17 protein-coding genes are annotated in these 19825 nt (G+C 66.9%); 11 read left to right on the top strand and 6 right to left on the bottom strand.

The window, feature by feature from the left end; translation table 11 throughout:
* Nucleotides 1-65: 65 nt before the first annotated feature.
* The gene (locus tag EV138_RS31860) at nucleotides 66-1052 is read right to left on the bottom strand and encodes a DUF4238 domain-containing protein (protein WP_166678828.1); all 987 of its coding nucleotides are present in this window, start codon (nucleotides 1050-1052) and stop codon (nucleotides 66-68) included.
* Between the two features lie 1897 nt (nucleotides 1053-2949).
* On the opposite strand from EV138_RS31860, the gene EV138_RS31855 reads away from it, so the two are divergent.
* The 9 genes from EV138_RS31855 to EV138_RS31815 all read left to right on the top strand — a co-directional run bounded on the left by EV138_RS31855 (nucleotide 2950) and on the right by EV138_RS31815 (nucleotide 10418).
* Entirely contained in the window at nucleotides 2950-3309 is a 360-nt protein-coding gene (locus EV138_RS31855) for a hypothetical protein (protein ID WP_133983580.1), read from the top strand.
* 243 nt (nucleotides 3310-3552) lie between these two features.
* Nucleotides 3553-4563: a hypothetical protein gene (locus tag EV138_RS31850; protein WP_133983579.1), complete on the top strand. Its 1011-nt coding sequence runs from the start codon at nucleotides 3553-3555 to the stop codon at nucleotides 4561-4563.
* Nucleotides 4564-4787: 224 nt separating this feature from the next.
* Nucleotides 4788-5762 (top strand): glycoside hydrolase family 16 protein, encoded by a 975-nt coding sequence (locus EV138_RS31845; RefSeq protein WP_133983578.1) that lies wholly within the window; start codon nucleotides 4788-4790, stop codon nucleotides 5760-5762.
* 161 nt (nucleotides 5763-5923) lie between these two features.
* The gene (locus tag EV138_RS31840; protein ID WP_133983577.1) at nucleotides 5924-6652 is read left to right on the top strand and encodes a GntR family transcriptional regulator; all 729 of its coding nucleotides are present in this window, start codon (nucleotides 5924-5926) and stop codon (nucleotides 6650-6652) included.
* 99 nt (nucleotides 6653-6751) lie between these two features.
* Nucleotides 6752-7285 carry a MauE/DoxX family redox-associated membrane protein gene (locus tag EV138_RS31835; protein ID WP_166678827.1) on the top strand — a complete coding sequence of 178 codons (534 nt, stop codon included), beginning with the start codon at nucleotides 6752-6754 and terminating at the stop codon, nucleotides 7283-7285.
* A gap of 13 nt (nucleotides 7286-7298) precedes the next feature.
* The gene (locus EV138_RS31830; protein ID WP_133983575.1) at nucleotides 7299-7817 is read left to right on the top strand and encodes a TlpA family protein disulfide reductase; all 519 of its coding nucleotides are present in this window, start codon (nucleotides 7299-7301) and stop codon (nucleotides 7815-7817) included.
* A complete protein-coding gene (locus EV138_RS31825; RefSeq protein WP_202867025.1) occupies nucleotides 7814-9637 on the top strand; it encodes an ABC transporter ATP-binding protein in 1824 nt (607 codons plus the stop codon). Before EV138_RS31830 ends, EV138_RS31825 begins: the two co-directional genes overlap by 4 nt.
* Nucleotides 9634-10077, top strand: a complete 444-nt coding sequence (locus tag EV138_RS31820; RefSeq protein ID WP_202867024.1) for a S26 family signal peptidase — start codon at nucleotides 9634-9636, stop codon at nucleotides 10075-10077. Before EV138_RS31825 ends, EV138_RS31820 begins: the two co-directional genes overlap by 4 nt.
* Before the next feature lie 146 nt (nucleotides 10078-10223).
* Nucleotides 10224-10418 (top strand): hypothetical protein, encoded by a 195-nt coding sequence (locus tag EV138_RS31815; protein ID WP_133983574.1) that lies wholly within the window; start codon nucleotides 10224-10226, stop codon nucleotides 10416-10418.
* A 52-nt stretch (nucleotides 10419-10470) separates the two neighbouring features.
* On the opposite strand, the gene EV138_RS31810 is transcribed toward EV138_RS31815, so the two are convergent.
* The 3 genes from EV138_RS31810 to EV138_RS31800 form a co-directional block, all read right to left on the bottom strand.
* Nucleotides 10471-13305 (bottom strand): AfsR/SARP family transcriptional regulator, encoded by a 2835-nt coding sequence (locus EV138_RS31810; protein WP_166678826.1) that lies wholly within the window; start codon nucleotides 13303-13305, stop codon nucleotides 10471-10473.
* 127 nt (nucleotides 13306-13432) lie between these two features.
* The gene (locus tag EV138_RS31805) at nucleotides 13433-14194 is read right to left on the bottom strand and encodes a DUF4386 domain-containing protein (RefSeq protein ID WP_166678825.1); all 762 of its coding nucleotides are present in this window, start codon (nucleotides 14192-14194) and stop codon (nucleotides 13433-13435) included.
* Complete coding sequence (locus EV138_RS31800; RefSeq protein ID WP_133983571.1) at nucleotides 14187-14888, bottom strand: DUF4389 domain-containing protein; 702 nt, start codon at nucleotides 14886-14888, stop codon at nucleotides 14187-14189. Before EV138_RS31800 ends, EV138_RS31805 begins: the two co-directional genes overlap by 8 nt.
* 586 nt (nucleotides 14889-15474) lie before the next feature.
* Between EV138_RS31800 and ppdK the strand changes: the two genes are divergently transcribed.
* Nucleotides 15475-18183: a pyruvate, phosphate dikinase gene (gene ppdK / locus EV138_RS31795; protein WP_133983570.1), complete on the top strand. Its 2709-nt coding sequence runs from the start codon at nucleotides 15475-15477 to the stop codon at nucleotides 18181-18183.
* A 128-nt stretch (nucleotides 18184-18311) separates the two neighbouring features.
* Nucleotides 18312-18701 carry a hypothetical protein gene (locus EV138_RS31790; RefSeq protein WP_133983569.1) on the top strand — a complete coding sequence of 130 codons (390 nt, stop codon included), beginning with the start codon at nucleotides 18312-18314 and terminating at the stop codon, nucleotides 18699-18701.
* A gap of 277 nt (nucleotides 18702-18978) precedes the next feature.
* On the opposite strand, the gene EV138_RS31785 is transcribed toward EV138_RS31790, so the two are convergent.
* Together EV138_RS31785 and EV138_RS31780 are read right to left on the bottom strand one after the other, a co-directional pair.
* Nucleotides 18979-19341 carry an ATP-binding protein gene (locus EV138_RS31785; RefSeq protein ID WP_133983568.1) on the bottom strand — a complete coding sequence of 121 codons (363 nt, stop codon included), beginning with the start codon at nucleotides 19339-19341 and terminating at the stop codon, nucleotides 18979-18981.
* A gap of 77 nt (nucleotides 19342-19418) precedes the next feature.
* Entirely contained in the window at nucleotides 19419-19745 is a 327-nt protein-coding gene (locus EV138_RS31780; protein ID WP_133983567.1) for an STAS domain-containing protein, read from the bottom strand.
* Between the last annotated feature and the right edge of the window lie 80 nt (nucleotides 19746-19825).

Raw genomic sequence — 19825 nt, 5'->3', positions numbered from 1 at the left:
ACCAAGCTGGCACGTTCCCTGGTCTCGGGACCAGCCGCGACTAACACAGCCTGATCCGGACATGATCACGCTGACCCGCCTCGACCATCACCGGCCGGTAGTAGGTTCTCTGCAATAAAACCCGCGAACTCGGCCTCAGGTCGATGGAAGACATAATCAATCGCGGCGCCGACTTGACGAGCGTTTAGAATGTCCACGCGACTCGGCGGCACGCGCGCCAATCTTTCTAACGCGCTGGCGGCCGACTTCGGCGCTAGGCAGATCGCCAGGTCCGGCGCGAACGGCATCACTATTTCGTCAGCTCGATTCCATCCGATGCGACTTTCGCCGAGGGCAACTGCGTGCCGGTAGGCAACCGCAGGAGTGTCGCCGATGAGGAACTCGCCGGCGCCAGCGTCGGGGCGTACCAGAATCAGTTCATGGCTCGCGTTTCTCTTCAGCATCTCGAAGACCTGCTCGACGCGAGCGCGGGGCCATGCATCAGAGGCAACCAGCGCGCGGCCGTCCACCGTTAGATCCTTCGCAAGCGAGATGAGTTGATTCTCAGTCGGGAGTCCGCCATACTCCGCGACGAAGAAGGCAGTCAACTGTTCCCGATGCCGAATCACGATCGTTTCTAACGAGATCCGATCTTCCGCGCACTCAAGGAAGGGAACTAGACTCTTACTACGCGCGAAATGGAGAGCGATGGCGTCGCGGAGAATCGACATACTGTGGGGCGACGCAAGTAATTCTTGATCGCGGATATCAGCAATTGCCTGTCCAATCTCGTCCTCAGTGACCTTCCACAACTTCTCGGCCGAGGCGCTTCCAATCCTCAATAGGTCCTGTACTCGGCCCGCATTGCCAATCCCGATGGGTCGCTGGGAACCATGGCGAACACTGAACACACCAATCTGCCGAACGCCCTGAACCTCTCCCTCGAAGTGCTTGAGCACAACCTTGGAGACCACATGTTGGCCCGCGACTGCAGTGGACTCGGGAACTTCCAGGAAGCGCCTGACGCTACGCGCCAAGTCATCCCCCTCGGCACCCTGCGAACTCTCTAACATAGGTCCCGTTCTAGCAGATTTGATGCTGCCACGACGCCTCATTTTGGTCGGCTGGCCAAGGGCTTGCGCTACACGCCTTCGGTCCAGTTGGGTCCAGTGGGGTCGGTCGCGATGTCGAATTGGGTTGGCCTGCCTGCAGGAGGTTGTTCCATGGCCGAACGCGATCCAGCAGGACCAGCCGCGCACAGGCGTGGCGGGGCTGAACCGGCCGGGGCAGCGTTGAGGCTGGAATATCAAGCCGCACCGACGACCAGCGTGAACTTCGCGTCGTCGTGGTGTTCGACCTCTGCCACTAAGGATGTTCACCCGAAGGTATGGCGGTGTTCCTGTGCTCCGCGCTCAGCCAAGGAGACTGATCGTGATTCCATGCCTCGATGCTCGGCAAGCGGCGGGTTCCGAGTCCCCGGACGTGCGCCATCCCGTTGCCACATAGGTGGTAGACGTCCGGTCGTGCGCCGTGGCCGCGGCAAGCGGCCTAGTCATGGGTGTACCGCTGACTCATATTGACGGTAGAGATAACATTCTCAGCCAAGATGTACGTCGCGTGAGCCGGTCGTGAGTGAGCTCGGAGGATGACAAGTCCCTCCCAGCCACATTTCTAGCCAGGCATCTTTGCCTCGCCGTCCCCAAGCTCTACGGGCTGCTCGGAGCCCTGCAGAGTTTTCGCCAGACCAGCGCGACTCGATTGAGCTGGCGCACACCGAGTCCTGCGCGGTGGCTGCCAATATGCCGGGCGCGGCCAGAGGTCTTCTGCCAGCTCGTCGAGCTCACCCCTACTTCGCCGCCACCCTGATCGCACCTCTGCGATGTCGTTCATACCGGACGCCTCCGAAGCCCCCAGGCGCTTGTTCCTCACGATGGTGAGCAGGGCGACTGACGAGATGCAGTGATAGACCGGATCCGTTGCCACTCGGACGGAGTTAGGGACATATGAACTTGACTTGGTCACCAGATGCCATCATCTCAGCCGGCGCCGACAAGGCGAACCGCAGAGGTCAGGTCGCCTAGGTGCTACTAGGGACGTAGCAACCTGCCCGGGCCCGCTGTCCGCCGGTCCAGTTGCGCAAATCAGTCGGATATCGATCGCCCGTCCGGCCTGTGCGACTCAACCTCCAGGCGTGTGGTTAAGGTGTGTGTTGCTCCTCGGACACAACCAGCAGGCGGCACCCTATCGGTGCTGCCTGTTTCTGTTCCACGATCGGACGCCGCCTGCGGCGGCGACAGTATTTTGGGCGCCTCCGGCGCGCATCACCTGATGCTGCGCAACCCATCTCGGCAAACAAGTGTGCTTGAGGTCCTCCTCCGCTGCTGCAGCTTGGTTAGAGCCTTGCCAATGTCGCCTCATTGCTCGACGTACGCCTCCAGCTCCGAGTGGGTCAGCACGGCCTCCGGGGCAACTGCACGAGCGCAGCCTTAGCCGCATGGTTCTCCGCAGCCGCCGCGTTGTACTGCTCCCGCAACTCAGCCGTGTCCTCCCCACATCCAACGCCTGCGGCCGATGGACCACCTTCGCCTGTCTTACAAGCGTTTGTCCGACCTGCCAAGGTCGCTGCCGACACGAACAACAGCTCTTCGTACCAATCCACTGGTCCGGAGCGGCACCCGGCCGAATCTCCTGGATCTGATGCCCACTCCTTGGTGTAGCGCGGGCGCCGCCAAGGGATGCGGACGGGCCACAAGCCGAGAACCGACGTGCTGGGGCCGGTAACCACCTATACCCGGTGCCGGCGAGATCCGTAAGGCCAGCGCAGGGCCGGTCGACGTCTGGGGTAGCCAGGGAGGGCTTTTCGCGGTCGTATGCCGGGACCTGTGGCCCTGGTTGCGCCTTCGAGCACGGCGCAATCTGGATGCAGGACGGTAGCCAGGTCGGCCACCCCGCGGGCAGACGGAGAACACTATGCACCACCACTTGGCGCTCACCACGCACACGGCGGAGCTGCGCCAGATCCATGAGATCAACGCCGCTCTCGCGTCCGGTCACCGCGTCACGGCAGGCTCCGCCGGGGTTCCCAAGCCGGTGCCTGAATTCGCCGTGCTGCGGTACCTCGAGGCGACCGGGCCGCCGTCGTACCCCTACGTCTACGGTCACTTCAGCCAGCCGGGCACCGACGACACGATGCGGGCCAAGCTGCACACGCCACAGCTGCGCGCCATCAGTCACCAGCTGTCACTTCGCTCACACATCTGGGGCATCGGGTCTGGCTCGGTCCAACCCTTCGGACGAAGTTCAGCTGACCAGCCGCTAGAGCCGCGCTGACAGTCGGTGCCCGGAGACACAAGATGGGTATCGCTGGGTCGGCTGAGGCGGCGTACGGTTCAAAGGAGGTGTTTTCGGAAGGACTGAGTCGTGCGAGCGCGCCGTAGTGATGAATCGGGAATGGCGAACGGCGGTAATACACGCTCCGGGCAGGGGCTACAGCGTCGCGGGATTGTGGGGTCGGAACAGGGCCACGCCAGCGGAGAGATCGTCAGGCTTCAGCGGGGGGCTGGGAATCGTGCTGTGGGGCGGTTGTTGGGCGGGCGTGGGCAGGTCGTTGGTGGCGCGCCGGTCGTGCAGCGGGTCAGTTATGGCCTGGACAGGCAGGCGAGCCAGGACAAGTACGTGGATGACGCCGTCAAACTGTGGACCAAGCAGCCCGGAATGTCGCTCAAGAACTTTGCCAATGCGCTGCTGAAGGTGATCGGGGTGGAGTTGAAGGGTTACGGGGTCCCGTTCTTCGGGTGGACGTTCGTGTCCGACGCGGGCGCAGCCGGGCTTTTTGACTCGAAAGCCTGGAAGGTGCAGGTGAATGTCTCGAAGTTCAGCGATCGTACGACGCCGAAGACCCTCAAGGATCTGACCGTGGCTGAGGTCACGGACGTCGTCGGGACGCTGTATCACGAGTCGCGTCATACCGATCAGGATGTCCTGATCATCCGCGTGCAGCTCGATCAGCAGAAGACGGAAGACCAGATTTTCGCGGACACCAAGATCCGCAGGGACGTGATCAAGGCGGTCGCGGCGTCGAAGTACGGCGACCCGCTGGACGCCGACCAGATCGCTCACGCGAAGCGGATGTTCGACGTCATGTACGGCGCGCACAAGGAGTTGCTCGAGTTCCTCATGCGGCACTCAGCCGCCTTTGAAGCTCTCGATAGCTTGGCGGCGCCGGCCTCCAAGGTCTCGGCTGCCGCGACACACATCAAGACCTTCGGCACCTGGCAGTCCGCCGTGCTGCAGCCCAAACTCAAGCAAATGAGCGCGGCGAAGAATCTGACGGCCGCCGAAAAGGCACTCCTCCAGCGGCTGCAGGCGATCGATACTTCCTTGACGAACCTCGTGGCTGGCTGGAAGAAGGTCGCCGGGGTGAAGACCCCGCCCCAGGCGGATGTCGACGACCTCCGAGACCTCGCGGCAGACGCCCGGGACGCGATATCCGACGCGTACGTGAAGCTGGAGGGTGAGGAAGACGCGTTCCGTGTCGAGGGTGCGGTCAAGAGGGCGTTCGCCGCGAAGGTTGCCAAGCCTTAGCTCCGGGTCGCCGCAGTGGTAAATACCACCTGGGCGTTCTGTGGGCAGCAGAATATCGTCGGCAACAGCTCTTGGTATTTACCAGTATTCGGCGATGGAATTACTTATGCCGGATTCGTTCGAAAAGATCGGCGAAACTCTTGCGGTTCGCTCGCGCGCGATTCATGCTCGACCATCAGGCAGCTGTCCCGCCCGATCTTGCCGTGAAGGAGAACCGAGTAGTGATGTCACGTCAGCGAACGACAAGCTTCCTCGTCGCAGCCGTCTCGATTGCCTCGATGGTGGGTGGTGCGACGGCCGCCGTCGGCTCGACCGGCCAGGGCGACCGCAGCCCAAAAAACTGCGGCGTGCTGTTCGACGACTTCCAGTACAAGTCGCCGACCGATGCTGATCTCGCCGCCCACGGCTGGAATGCGCGCAGTGAGATGGGCGGTCCGGGCGTGCCGGGGTCAGCCTGGCCGGCAAGCAACGTCTCCTTCGTCAGGACGGGCGGACAAACGGTCGCTCAACTCCGGGCGACGACCAACGGCACAGTCGCCGGTACGACGAACGCCGAACTCCGCCGTACGACCATGAACCTGCGGAACGGCACCTACGCGACCCGCGTGCGGTACGCCGACAAGCCGGCCACCGGCCCCGACGGCGACCACATCAACGAGACCGCGTTCGCGATCGGTCCGACGAAGTTCGACTACGACCCGATCTACAGCGAACTCGACTTCACCGAGTACCTGCCGAACGGAGGGTGGGGCGAGACCGGCCCGATCAACTACCAGACAAGTTGGCACACCTTCCGGGAAGACCCGTGGGACGCACGCACCGCGGAGAATCACCAGAACAGGTCGCTCGACGGGTGGCATACCTATGTCACGCAGGTCGGCAACGGTCATGTCAGGTACTACATCGACGGCAAGCTCACCGCCGACCACACCGTCGACCAGGACGGCAACACCGTCCTACCGCGTCAGGACATGAGCATGAACTGGAACCTCTGGTTCATCGATCTGGATGCGCACCAGGGCTCGGCAACCAGCGAGTACCGCGAGCAGGTCGACTGGGCCTACTACGCCAAGAACGAGACGGTCTCCCCCGCACAGGCCGACGCTCGCGTGCAGAAGTACCGCAAGCACGACACCAGCTACCAGGACACCATGATCAACACCGGCAAGTGCGAGAACTACCAGCCGCCGGAGCACTGAGAGCCGCGGTGCGGGAATCCGGCCGGCCCTGATTCCCGCTCCGCACACCAGGTGCAAAACGATGCCTGGACAGCGACCCCGGTCCAGCCGAAGTTGCCGTGCCGACCTGGCGAAGCGGCGTAAGATACGAGACCTTCCGGCGTCAACAAGGATGGGTCCTCGTGGTAGGCAGCCTGCGAAAGCGAGACCGGGCACGCGAGTACCTGCTCGGCCTGGTCGAGTCGCGGGCCGTCGGCCAGGCGATCCCGTCCGAGCGCCAACTCTCCGCCGAACTCGACATCTCCCGACCCACCCTGCGCGCGGTCGTCGACGACCTGGTCCGCGATGGCCGGCTGGTGCGCGAGCACGGCCGCGGCATGTTCGTCGGCAACCCGAAGGTCGCTCAGCAGATCACCGGCACCCACGGAGCGACAGCACCCGGAACCTGGACCAGCAGGGTCCTCAGCCACGCCACGATCCAAGCCGGCACCCTGATCGGCAACCGGCTCCAGGTCACACCCAACACAGCCGTACTGCGGATCGCCCGGCAACGCCTCGTCAACGGCGACCCGATCTGTCTGGAGACGATCCACGTTCTGCAGGAGATCGTCCCCGATTTCGACGTACAGGCTGTCGAGCAGAATTCCTTCTACACGTTGCTCGAAGAGCACTATGGCGTGATCCCGACCGATGCCGAGCAAACTCACGCCGCGGCAGCGGCCGACGCCATCGAGTCCGCCCTGCTCGGCCTCGCACTCGACGCGCCGATCCTGATCCTGGAGCGAACCACCCGTGACCAGAACGGCCGCAGGTTCGAGTTCACCCGCGCCGCCTACCGCGGTGATCGCTACCAGGTCAGCACCCACCTGAGCCTCGCCAAGCCGACCGGCGATCCCCCGCTCGCCGACTAGTCGCCTGGCCGGGTGACGGCTGTACAGCGGCTGTGCAGGTGTCTGTATGCCGGGCTCTTAGCGTCCACTCCGAGAGGCAGCCGATCGAGGAGTGAATGCGTGGAGTACCTGACTGTCGCGAGCCAGGCGCTGCTCACCGCGGTCTTCGGGTGGGCAGCCGTCACGAAGTTGCGGGCATTCGCGACCTTCCGCCGCTCCGTACGGACGCTTGGACTGGTGCCCGACCGGTACGCCGGCGTCGCGGCGGCCGGGATCGTCGCGATCGAGTCGGGTTGCGCGCTGGCCGTTCCCTTGTCGGCCGTCGTCGGCCTGATCGGATGTCTCTGCCTGCTCACGATCTTCTGCGTGGGCATCCTTGTGCTGCTCATGCGCGGTGTCACCGCGTCGTGCGCCTGTTTCGGCGCCACCGGTGCTCCCCTCGGCCGCAAGCACCTGACCCGCAACGGCTTGCTCGCCGCGATCGCGCTCACCGGGCTGGTGCCCACCGCCAACGCCGCCGGCGCCGGCGCCGGCGCCGGCGATCTGCAGCCTGCCGGCGTTCTCACGGCAGTGTTCGCCGGACTGATCGGCGCCGCGCTGCTGGTCGCGTTCGACGATCTCGTCGAGTTGTTCACGCCATCGACCGCCCGCTGACACAGGAGCTCCAATGCCGTATCTGACCGCCGCCGTCGTTCTGCTCGCTGTCTTGGGCACGCTCAATCTCCTTCTCACGCTCGCCATCGTGCGGCGGTTGCGCACGATGAACCCCGTCCAACCGCCGCCCGAACCGCTGCCCGTCGGGACCACGATCCGTCCGTTCACTGCGGCGACAACCGACGGCGAGACCGTTTCGGATCGCGACCTGCGCGGCGCGCAAACCCTCGTCGGGTACTTCTCGCCCGGGTGTCCCCCGTGCGAGGCAGCCCTGCCGCGGTTCGTCGCGTACGCCGCCGGACTGGATCGCGAGCGGGTGCTCGCAGTGATCGTCGATGGCACCGGAAGCGACGCCGCCGGCCACCAGGCGCTCGAGGCGGTGGCCCGGGTGGTCGTGACGAGCGAACGCGCGACGGTGGTCGAGGCGCTGTCGGCGTACGGCTATCCGGCGGTGTTCCTGCTCGACGAGGACGGCCGGGTTGCCGCCGTCGACACGACGGTCGACGGCCTGCCGATGGTGACCGCGCGGTGAGCAGATTCGCGGCCACCCGTTCGGCCGTGTTCCTCACGTGGCAGGCGGCACCGCACCTGGCGATCGGCCGGGTCCTCGTCATGGTCGTGCAGGGCGTCGCACCGCTGGCCGCCGCGTGGTGCACGAAGTACACCCTGGACCGCCTGACCGGACCTGATCCGAGCGTGGGCCTGATCGCGCCGCCCGTTCTGTTGCTCGCCCTCAGTGCGTTGCTGGTGGGCGTCCTCGCGCCGGTCGACAACTATCTCGGCAACGAGCACGGCCGACGAGCCGAGCTCGTGGCGCGGCGCCGCCTGTTCGATGCCGTCGCCAGGCTGCAGGGCCTGCGACGGTTCGAGGATCCCGAGTTCCTGAACCGGCTCCGCGTCGCCGATTCCCCAGGGTCCAGCGCACCATGCCAGATCCTCAGCCAACTGCTGAGCGTAGGAAGGGCTCTGGTCGTCATCGGCGGCTTCGTGACGTCGATGCTCACGCTGAGTCCGCTCCTGACCGCCGTGGTCGTCCTGGCGGCAGTGCCGGCCGTGCTGGCCCAACTCGCGATGAGCCGCCGACGTGCGGCCCTGCTGTGGAACACCAGTCCGCTGGAACGACGGGAGGTCTTCTACAGCAGCCTGCTCACCCAGATCCAAGCGGCCAAGGAGATCCGCCTGTTCGGCTTGGCCGGGTTCTTCGGGGATCGGATGCTCGCGGAGCGCCGGTCTGCCGACGTACTGCGGCGCGGCGTCGACCGTCGTGATTTCGCCACCCAGACCGGCCTCGCGCTGCTGACCGCACTGGTCAGCGGCGCGGGCCTGGTCTGGGCAGCATTCACAGCGGTCGGCGGCAGCCTCACCGCCGGTGACCTCACCATGGTCGTCGCCGCGGTTGCCGCGTTGCAGACGGGGATCGGCGGTGCGGTCGCGGCGGTTGCCGAGCTCAATCACGATCTGCTGGTCTTCGAGCACTTCCGCGACGTCGAACGGACCGAGCCGGACCTCCTCGAGCCGGCCGTACCCAGCGCCCTGCCCGTACTGCGCCGTGGAATCGAGTTCCGCGACGTCTGGTTCCGCTACGGCGAGGACCTGCCCTGGGTGCTGGCGGGGGTCGACCTGACCATCCCGGCCGGATCCGCGGTCGGCCTGGTCGGGCACAACGGCGCGGGCAAGAGCACGCTGGTCAAGCTGCTCTGCCGCCTGTACGACCCGACCCGCGGCGCGATCCTCTGGGACGGTGTGGACCTTCGCGACGTCCCGGTCGCCGAGCTGCGATTGCGCATCGGAGCGGTGTTCCAGGACTTCATGTGCTACGACCTGACCGCCGCCGAGAACATCGGCCTCGGCGACCTGAGCGCGATCACCGACCTCGACCGGATCGAGGCCGCGGGCCGCAACGCCGGTGTCGACGCGACAGTTCGCGCGCTGGGCAAGGGCTACCGGACACTACTCAGCCGCAATTTCGCCGACGAAGCCGACGAGGCCGACGAAACGCCTGGGACCGGTGTGTTCCTGTCCGGCGGCCAGTGGCAGAAACTCGCAACCGCCCGGGCGATGCTGCGCGAGGACCGTGATCTGATGATCCTCGACGAGCCGAGTTCCGGCTTGGACGCCGATGCCGAGCACGACTTGCACCACCGTCTGCGCGGCCTGCGCCGGGGCCGTACCAGTGTGCTCATCTCGCACCGGCTCGGCGCGCTTCGGGACGCGGACCTGATCATCACCTTGTCCGGCGGCCGCGTCATCGAGCAGGGCAGCCATCAGGCCCTGCTCGCGCGCAGCGGTGTGTACGCCGGTCTGTTCCGCAAGCAGGCGTCGGGGTATCAGTTGGAGGAGCTGGCCCAGTGATCCGGCCACTCCTCGCCGCCGCTGTGGGGTCGGCGAGTATCGCGGCGATCCTGTGGTGGATGCGCGGTCGCTATGTCGTCGTGACTGTCGACGGCACCAGCATGAAGCCGTCGTACCGGCCCGGAGACCGGCTGCTGGTCCGCCGGACCTCGGCCGACGGTCTCCGGCGGGGCGATGTCGTCGTGGTTTCCGCGTCCCCGGCGACGTCGCCTCCGTTCGGCGCTGTCGGCGACCATCGCTGGGTGGTGAAGCGGATCGCCGGCCTGCCCGGACAGCTGGTGCCACCCGAGGTCGCCCGAACCGTGCCACACGCGATCGTTCCGGCCGGCCAGCTGATTCTGCTCGGCGACAACGCGGCCAACAGCGTCGACTCGCGAACGGCCGGGTCCTACGCCGGCGAGCGCGTGCTCGGCGTCGTACTGCGACAGGTGGGCCGGTGATTCCCGGCCAAGGACGGTGCGAGCGAACTCCGCAGTACCGGCGGCATCGCCGTACCTGTATGCACCATCGATCCCGATCTGTACGCCGCGCGCCTAGCGTCACGATCAATCCGGTCGACCGACCGGCTGACCAAGGAAGGACTCGCATGCTCACCAGACTCAGGGCAGTTGCGGACCAGGCGCTGGCGCGGATCGTGCCCCAGGCAGCGGCCTCGGCCTGTCCCGTGACCTACTACGACTACAAGTGCCTCGACCACGTCAAGTTCCGGCGGACGTGCTACCGGAACGTCGAGTGCGCGACCATCCGCTGTGATTCCTGGCAGCACGTCGGGAGCTGCTGACCCGTACGTCGTCCCGGGGCGGCAGGCGTCGCCCCGGGACATCGGCGGGCTGTCAGCCGGTGGCCAGGGCCGTGTCCCGCTCCGGGTCGGCAGCAGGATCCGCGGCGGCCACGAGCACCTGGGAGCGCGCCGTCACCTGCCCCACGACCTCACACAGGTCGAGGGCCTGAGCCAGGTCCTCCTTGGCCTCGACGAGGCGGCCGAGACGATTGAGAACCTGCATCCGGGCGATCCGGCCCTCGCGCTCGAGATCACGGGCGGACAGGTCGACGGCCAGTTCGACGAGGGCGTTCAGGTGGAGCAGAGCGTCCTCCAGCCGATCCGATGCCAGATACGCCCGGCCGAGCTGGTACCTCGTGTAGGCCTGCCCCACTCGGTCCCCGACCCGCCTTCGAATCGCCAGGCTCGCCAGCAGATGGCCGACTGCCTTGGCGTTGTCACCGGCCCAGCGCGCGTTCATCCCCTGGGTGTTGAGGAGGATTCCGACTGCGACCTCGTCGCTGTCGCCGACCAGCCCCAGGGCCTCCGTCACCAGGGATTCCGCGGCACCGAAGTCACCGCTTTCGGTATTGAAGATCGCCAACGTGTTGAGCGCCGAAACGAGCCTGGTGGTCTGCCCGGTCTTCCGGGCCAACTCGATTCCACGCGCGACGTAGTCGCGCGCAAGCGTCCGGTTGCCGAGCCGCTGATGGCAGCTGGCCAGATATCGCCAGCAGTCGGACGCCTCGACGTTGTCCCCGTTCCGCTCGGCAATGCGGGCCAGCGTCTCATTGAGCTCGATTGCCTCGGGCAACCGCTGGTCACGTTCGAGGTCAGCGGAGAGCGCGTCGACGATGACCGTGGTCGGCAAGTAGAGCTCAGCCGGCCCGCGATCGGCAATGCGCACCATCGCCCGGAGCGCTTCGCGCTCGGAGTCGAACCAGATCGCGGCCTGGTCGATCGTGTCGCATCGTGGCCGTGGTGCCTGCCGGGCGATCGACACCACCGCGGGAAGATCACGTCGTACCGGCCTGAACTGCGCACGCGCCTGCCGCGAAGCCTCGGCACAGTAGCTGAAGACACGCGCCAGCGCAGCCTCGCGCTCGTGGTCGGTCAGCTCGTGCTCGGCAAGTTCGGCAGCGAACAACCGAAGGAGATCGTGCAGCACGAACCGCCCGGCCCGAGGCTCGACCGCGTGCAGATCGACCAGCCGCCGAAGCGCCAACTTGAGCTCCGCTTCGGCGACATCGGCGAGTGCGGCCAGCACCTCCTCGCCGTACGTCGGCATTGGCAGCGCACCCATGAGTCGGAAGAGCTCGGCGGCCGTGGATTCGCCGGGCTTGTCGCCGAGCCGCAGGGCGTCGAAGGTCGCCGCGAATGCGGCCCGGACACTGACGTCGTCGGTGCTCAGTTCGTCCAGCCGACGGCGGTCGTCGGCAAGCTGCCGCGCGAGCTCGGCGAGTGACCAGTCGGGGCGCGAGGCGCGGCGAGCCGCCGCGATCCGAAGCGCGAGCGGCAGCCGCCCGCAGAGTTCGGCTACATCCGCGACCGCACCCTCCTCGTCCTGCTCACCGGGCGGCCCGTACTCCGTCAGCGTGGCGCGGGCCGCCGCCGGCGACAGCACGTCCAGCGACAGACACAACGAGGCGTCCAGCGTCGTGAGCCGACGCCTGCTGGTCACCAGGGCGGTGCAATTCCCGCTAGCCGGAAGCAGTGGCAACACCTGCTGGGTGTGACTGGCATTGTCGAGTACCAGCAGGAGCGCGCGATCAGCCGTGATGGTGCGGAACCGGGCGGCGAGTTCGTGCTCGTCCAGGCTGGTCTGGTGCGGATCCCCCAACGCGCGGAGGAGTCCGGCCAGCGCGTGCACGCTGGATACGGGTTCAAGTCCGGTCGTGGTGCCACGAAGATCGACGTACAGCTGGCCGTCCGGATGTCTGCCGGCGAGCAGATGCGCGGCTCGTAACGCGAGCGCGGACTTGCCGACCCCGGCCTGCCCGTCGATCGACACCACGGTCGGCTGCGCCGGATCCCGGCCCGCGCCGGAGCACACCGCCATGATCGCGGCCAGCTCGTCGTCGCGACCGACCATCACCCGGCTGTCCCTCGGCAGCTGTCGCGGGATGTCGGGCACCGGCGTACCGGGCGTTCTGACGGCTTCGCCCGTTTCCAAGGCAGGATCGCGGGCGAGGATCGCCTGCTGCAGGTCACGCAGCTCTTGGCCCGGCCGCATGCCCAGTTCGCGGTCCAGCGCCTCGGCCGCTGCACGATAGGCGGCCAAGGATCCGGCGACATCGCCGCTCCGGTACAGCGCGGTCATGAGCACCGCCCACAACCGCTCCCGAGTGGAGTGATCGGTCAGCAGAACCCGTACTTCGGTCACCGTCTGGCGCAAGTCCGCAAGGTCCAGCCGCAGCTGCAGGCTGTCCTCCAGAACAAGCAGGCGTTGCTCGTCGAGCAGGCCCAGGTGCCGAGCCAGCGGGATGTCGCCAGGCAAGTCCTCACCACATCGGCCGCGCCATTGATCGAGCGCCTCGCGCAGCCGGCTGTCGGCGGCCGACTGGTTCCCGGCCGCCAGCTCCGCCCTGCCACGCGACACCAGTTCGCCGAACCGCTCGACGTCCGACTCCCCCGGACCGATGGCCAGCTCGTACCCGCCGTCCCGAGCCAGCAGACGATCACCGATCACCCGGCGCAGCCCGGACGCGTAGGTCCGAAGGTTCGCGGTCGCCGACTGCGGCGGCTCGTCCCAGAGGAGCTCAGCCAAACGTTCGAGCGCGACTCGCCGGTTCGAGTTCAGCAGCAACGCCGCCAGCAGCCCGCGTTGTTTCGGTCCACCCAGCAACAGCTCCTCGCCACCACACGTCACCGACAGCGGCCCAAGGATCCGAAAATCGAACTGGTGCAACGACAGCGCCCCACACCCCTTTGCCATCTCGAAGCAAGACCCGCTCGATTCTAGGGCCCGCGCCCCCGGTTGCCCTGAACTCAAGCCGCACTGCCGCTCGTTGGCAAGTCTTCGGCACTGGGCCCGGCTATGAGCCCGCGGCGCCTGTGAGGTGTTCCCTGTCGAGCTCAGCCAGCAGTGGAGACGGCCGGAATCCCTTGACGATGAGGTAGATGGCGAACGACAACTCCCAGCAGAACTCCGGAATCGTCGCAATGCCCTGAACCGCGCCGCCACGGCCGATGACGTCGAACATGACGGCGATTCCCGAAGCCGCGATCAGTGGCCCGCCGACCAGCCCCAGCATCGCCATCCGTCGTGGTACCAGGCCGGAGCGATACATGAGGTAGCCGAGGACCATTCCGTTCGCGACGCCGGCGAAGAAGCCGGGCCCGATCAGAAATGCCCGGTCGTAGATTGCGACGAAGACCTGGCCGAGAGCGGCGTCGGTGCCGGCCGTGCCTTCCTGCCGCAGGAAGACAAAGGTCAGCACGCTGACGATGCCGATGGCAATGAACATGGCCTCGACGAGCCGCGCCGCGACGTACCCGAGCGCGAGGCTCTCGCTGTAGCGCTTGAAGATCGCGTAGGGCACCACGGCGGTGCCGACATTGGCGATGATGACGACGAGTTCGAGGACAGCTCCCAACGCCACGCTTGCGGTCGGGTCGGAGCCGCTCCCGGTGATGGACCCCGGGTGATCACGAAGTGGCGCGTAGAAGACGAAGTACGCCGGGATGGAGGCAACGAAGGTGACCGCCATCAGCCAGCCTGTCAGCGTGGCGATCTTCCTGGTGTACGCCGTACTGCTGAGCTGGCGGTGTGCGGCCGGGTCCATCTGACTATTCACCGGCTCCAACAGGCGGGACGGCGAGGACGGGATCGCTGCCGCCTTGGTCGAGGCGGAACGGCGGGTACACATCGGTCATCAGGGCGGCGTACCCCGCGACCCGCAGTGCCCAGCGGTTCATTCCGAGGATCACGTCGTACAGCGGCCGTGGGTAGGCGCCGGTGAAGGCGAGGATGATGGCGGCGATGATCACCAGAATGCCGACCAGGCCGCCGCTGCCGCCGAGGTTCCATTGCCAGTTGTCCGAGCGGTTCGCGGCCCACGAACCACCGCCGACAAAGATGCCGACGACGAGATAGTGCGGGATCGCGAGCAGCCACCACTTCACCAGGACGAGTCCGCGGGACAGGTGCTCGGGGTAGTCCACGGACAGATGTGCGGGGTAGTCCTCGACCTCGGCCAGCGTGAACGGCGGGTACTGATCGGTGCCGAGCGCGCCGTACGCGTAGTACGTCACTCGCCAGGACCACCGCATGACGCCGACGTTGTAGTTGAAGATGGCGCGCGGGTAGCGCCCGGTGAACAGGATCGCGAAGAACGCTACGACCGAGCTGAGCAGGAACCCGATCCACAGGAATGCCAGGACGACGTAGTGCGGAATCACGAGGATCCACTTGACGAGCCAGAGCAACCTGGAAGAGTGCGGATCCAGCGCGGCGTTCACGTGCACGGGGTATGCGACGGATGTCGTCATCAAAACCATCTCCATGGGGTCTTGCGCAATGATTGAAGCCGGACCGATCGGCTCTCACGCCAAAGGGACAGGCGTGTCCTTCGACTCGGGCAGCGTCCAGGCATGGATTGCCCCCAGGGACCGCTCGATCGCGGTCAGTCCTGCAGCGCCCACTTTCGCCATGCGGCTGAGCTTCCCTGCGGGCGGCACAAGATCTCGGCGCCACTGTCCGTCGACGACGGAGCTGCCCGACACCCCCGCCCGCATATGCCCCGTGCTGCCCACCATCCTCGCGAGGACCAGCCCTGTCAACGTTGCGCCTCGTCCCGCAGCCGGCGACCGCCACGCCCATCAACGCACCGTCTCGGTGATTGTTTTGACCTTTGCCGCTGATCACCCCGTGCTGGGTTCGTCGCGGTGACACCGATCTTGCCGTGGGCAACATCGCCGGATGTTTGTCTTGCTGCGTTGGGCCGGAGCGGGCCGCGGCAGGAGCCGGTGCTCGATCGCGGAGCTGTTCCGCACCGGCACATCGGCCGCCTAGTCGGGACTTTAGACCCTGCTCCGTGCCGCGGATTTTCGTGAAGGTGGCAGAGGAGGTGGCTTGATGACCACGACACAGCACCGAACGTCCTTCGTCTTCGACTTCACCGAGGGAAGCAAGGAGCAGAGCGATCTGCTGGGCGGCAAGGGCGCCGGCCTTGCGGAGATGACCCGGCTCGGCCTGCCAGTCCCCCCGGGGTTCACCATCACGACCGCGGCTTGCCGTGCCTACCTGACCACCGGGGAGATTCCCTCCGGTCTGTCCGCTGAGGTCGCCGCCCACCTGGGCCGGCTGGAGCACGAGCTGGGCCGGGCACTCGGCGACGCTGAAGATCCGCTGCTGGTGTCCGTGCGCTCCGGTGCGAAATTCTCGATGCCCGGCATGATGGAGACGATTCTCGACATCGGCCTCAACGACCGCTCGGTCCACGGGCTGGCCAAGCACTCCGGCGACGACCACTTCGCGTGGGATTCCTACCGTCGGCTACTGCAGATGTACGCGCGCACGGTGCTCGAGGTGCCGGACGAACTCCTGCAGGCCGCAATGTCGCCCGAGTACGCCGTCCATGGTGTGGCCACCCCGGAGGAGCTGCCGACGCCCGCGATCGAGCGGGCCTGCGGCGCACTCAAGGGCGTCATCGCGCAGTACTCCGGCCGGGAGTTCCCGCAGGATCCGCACGAGCAACTCGAGCTCGCGATCCGTGCGGTGTTCCGCTCCTGGTCGACACCGCGGGCCGAGCTGTACCGGCGGCAGGAAGGCATCCCCGACGACCTCGGCACGGCGGTCAACGTGATGGCCATGGTCTTCGGCAACCGTGGATCGGGCAGCGGCACCGGCGTCGCGTTCACCCGCGATCCCGCGTCCGGCGAACCCGGGGTGTACGGCGACTACCTGCAGGACGCGCAGGGCGAGGACGTGGTCTCCGGTGTGCGCAACACTGTGCCGCTGGCCGAGCTGCGCACGATCGACCCCGCGAGCTACCAGGAACTGCTGGCGGCCATGTCTGCCCTGGAGCATCACTACCGCGACCTCTGCGACATCGAGTTCACGATCGAGCGCGGGCGGCTGTGGATCCTGCAGACCCGGGTCGGCAAGCGTACTGCGGCGGCCGCCTTCCGGATCGCCGTCCAACTGGTCGACGAGGGCCTGATCACGCTGGACGAAGCCCTCGCCAGGGTCAGCGGTACGCAACTGGCCCACCTGATGTTCCCCCGCTTCGACAGCGGGCACGACACGCCGGTACTGGCTCGCGGTGTCGCGGCTTCGCCGGGCGCGGCAGTCGGCGTCGCCGCCTTCGACTCGGCCGAGGCGCAACGACTCGCGGCCGCCGGACAACCGGTGATCCTGATTCGTCGCGAGACCACACCGGACGACCTGCCGGGCATGGTCGCGGCCGAAGGCATCGTCACCACGCGGGGCGGCAAGACCTCCCACGCGGCCGTCGTCGCCCGCGGCATGGGCAAGACCTGTGTCTGCGGCGTGGACACGCTGACCGTGGACGCCGACGCCCGTCGCGCCGTCGCCTCAGGCGGTGTCGAGATCGTCGAGGGTGACCTGCTGTCGGTCGACGGCCTGACCGGCACGATCTACCGCGGCCGCGTCGCGGTCGTGCCCTCACCGGTGGTCGCCTTCTTCGAAAAAGGGGCCGATGGCAACGAAACGGACGAACTGGTCACCGCGGTCGACCGCGTCCTGCGGCATGCCGACCGACGCCGCCGGCTCGGCGTCCACGCCAACGCCGACACGCCCGCGGACGCCCGGCGTGCGCGGCGCTTCGGTGCCGAGGGCATCGGTCTGTGCCGCACCGAACACATGTTCCTCGGTGAACGCCGGCAACTGGTCGAACAGCTGATCCTGGCCGAGGGACCGGTCGAGCAGCAGGCAGCGCTCGACCAGCTGCTGCCCCTGCAACGCGCGGACTTCACCGAGATCTTCACGGCCATGGACGGCCTGCCCGTCACGGTGCGCCTGATCGATCCGCCGCTCCACGAGTTCCTGCCCGACCTCACCGACCTGTCGGTTCGGGTCGCGGTCGACCGCGCGCAAGGGCGCGCCGATTCCGACGCGGACCGGTTGCTGGCCGCCGTACGCCGGATGCACGAGATGAACCCGATGCTCGGTCTGCGTGGCGTCCGGCTGGGCATCGTCATCCCCGGTCTGTTCGCCCTGCAGACCCGGGCGATCGCCGAAGCAGCCGCCGCGGTGGCCGCGGCCGGCGGTGACGTCCGGCCCGAGATCATGGTGCCGCTCGTAGCCGGCGAGCAGGAGATGCGGCTGGTCCGGCACGAGATCGAGCAAGTGCTCACCACCGTCGCCGCCGAGACCGGACAGCGGCTCGCCATCCGGATCGGGACGATGATCGAGGTACCGCGGGCCGCGCTCCGCGCCGGGGCGATCGCCCGTGCCGCGGACTTCTTCTCGTTCGGCACCAACGACCTCACCCAGCTCACCTGGGCCTTCAGTCGCGACGATGTCGAGGCGACGATCTTCCCCCGCTACCTGGAGTCCCGCATCTTCGCGGTCTCTCCCTTCGAAACGCTGGATCGCGAGGGCGTCGGCCGGCTCGTGGAAATCGCAGTCGCCGAAGGCAGAGCGGCCAACCCCGACCTGGTGATCGGCGTCTGCGGCGAGCACGGCGGCGACCCGGGCTCGATCGACTTCTTCGCCCAGGCCGGCCTCGACTACGTCTCCTGCTCCCCCTTCCGCGTTCCGGTCGCTCGCCTGGAAGCCGGCCGGGCAGCGGTAGCCGCCTCCACCACCGACACCCGCTGACCAGAAAGAAGCGAACCCACTGCGGGGCGTGGTACGACGAAAGCGCAACCCCGAGGGAAGGCAGCGACGCCATGCAACTCGTCATCAGGCCGCTGTGGCCTCGACATCATCGCTACCCACGCCCCGCGATGGCGGAACGCCGGACCCGCGACCTCGTCGCCACCACGCTGGTCGGCACCCTCGTCGTGCCTTATGTCGCCGTCGTGGCAGGCAAGGAGGTCCTGCTGGCCGATGATCTGCGCGCGATGTCCGCCCTGGCCCTCATGCTCGGCGGCAGCGCGCTGGTCATGCTGGCCGACGACCAGTACAACGGCGCCATCAGTTGGCTCACGACGCTGCTGTCGGTGGCCGCGACCACCAGCGGCCTGCTGGCCCTGGCGCTGGCCGACACCTCAGCCGCCGAGCTCCTCCTGACCGTCTTCGTCGGCCTCGTCATGACGATCTGGGCCGTCCAGCTCGTCGAACACCGTCACCTTCGGGCGGTCAGCGGCGGTCGCGGGGTGCTGCGGTCAGGCTGACGCGGTCGTCGGCGGCAGAGGTTCGGTCGCCCTTCGAATCCACCCGGTCGCGCTCATCGGCTCTACTCGTAACATCATCAGGCCGCACTGGTGTGGGTCGCTCGTTCATCGGCTTCCCTCTCATCGGCAATGCGCGCTGCCTGCAGCCCATGAACTCGCTGTCCACGGTCACTGCCAATCGCACACTGCCCCTCCGACACTACGCCCAACGCCGCCTTGGCGCCGGAATCCCGAGATTCCGTAGCAGACACGTCCCAGCCTCGGGTCCCGGCGGTCTTCAGCGCAGTACTGCCCAGACGGTCTTTCCGCCGGCCGAAGTGGGCGACGACCCCCACGCGGCCGAGAACGCCGACACCAGCTGCAACCCGAACCCACCAGTCGGCAGCTCGCCGTCACGCTCTTCTCTCAGCTGCGCCGGCTCCGGGCTCGAGTCGGTCACGGCGACAGTCAGCAATCCGCGTCGTAGCTCCAAGCGGTGGCTCAGGTCGCACTGGGTGTAGCGCAGCCCGTTGCTGACCAACTCGTCGCTCACCGCCACCGCGTCCGTCGTCAGCCGGGAACAGCCCCAACTCTCGCAGGTCTCGGCGACCTGGGTACGGCTCGTCCTGGCGCTGCGTGCGTCGTTCGGCAGCCGCCTCAACGCCAACAGCCGGACGGGCCGCTTCGGAATAGCCCCCCACGCACCGCGGATCGTGGGGTAGATCCCGACAAAGCGCCCTAACGACCTGGACTGAAGCTGGCGTTCCAGGTCGTGCCCCGCGACCAGCAGCAGCGGTACTCCGGACCACAACGCCGCCTGCCGCGCGACCACGCGAAGATACTCAAGGCATAGATCTGATGAACGCGAAGCAATGCCAGGTCGACCACGATCGCTGTCGGCTGATCGGCCACACATTTCAGGAGCGCGTCGCGCAACTGAGAGGCGTTGGACGTCGACAACAATCCGACCGGCATCATCGTGATCACCCGGCCGTCGGTCTCCTGCCCGATATGGAGCGGGGCGTGCAGATAGGTCCGGAATCGTTCAGGCTCGCCTCTGCTCATGGGCGTGCCGCTCTCTCAACTTGTCCTGCGGTGCAACGGGTCCTCTCACAGTCGCACGGATAGGCGCCGATGTCACCGCC

This window comes from Kribbella voronezhensis (assembly GCF_004365175.1).
GTDB lineage: Bacteria > Actinomycetota > Actinomycetes > Propionibacteriales > Kribbellaceae > Kribbella > Kribbella voronezhensis.
This window is presented reverse-complemented; position numbering and strand designations above follow the sequence as displayed.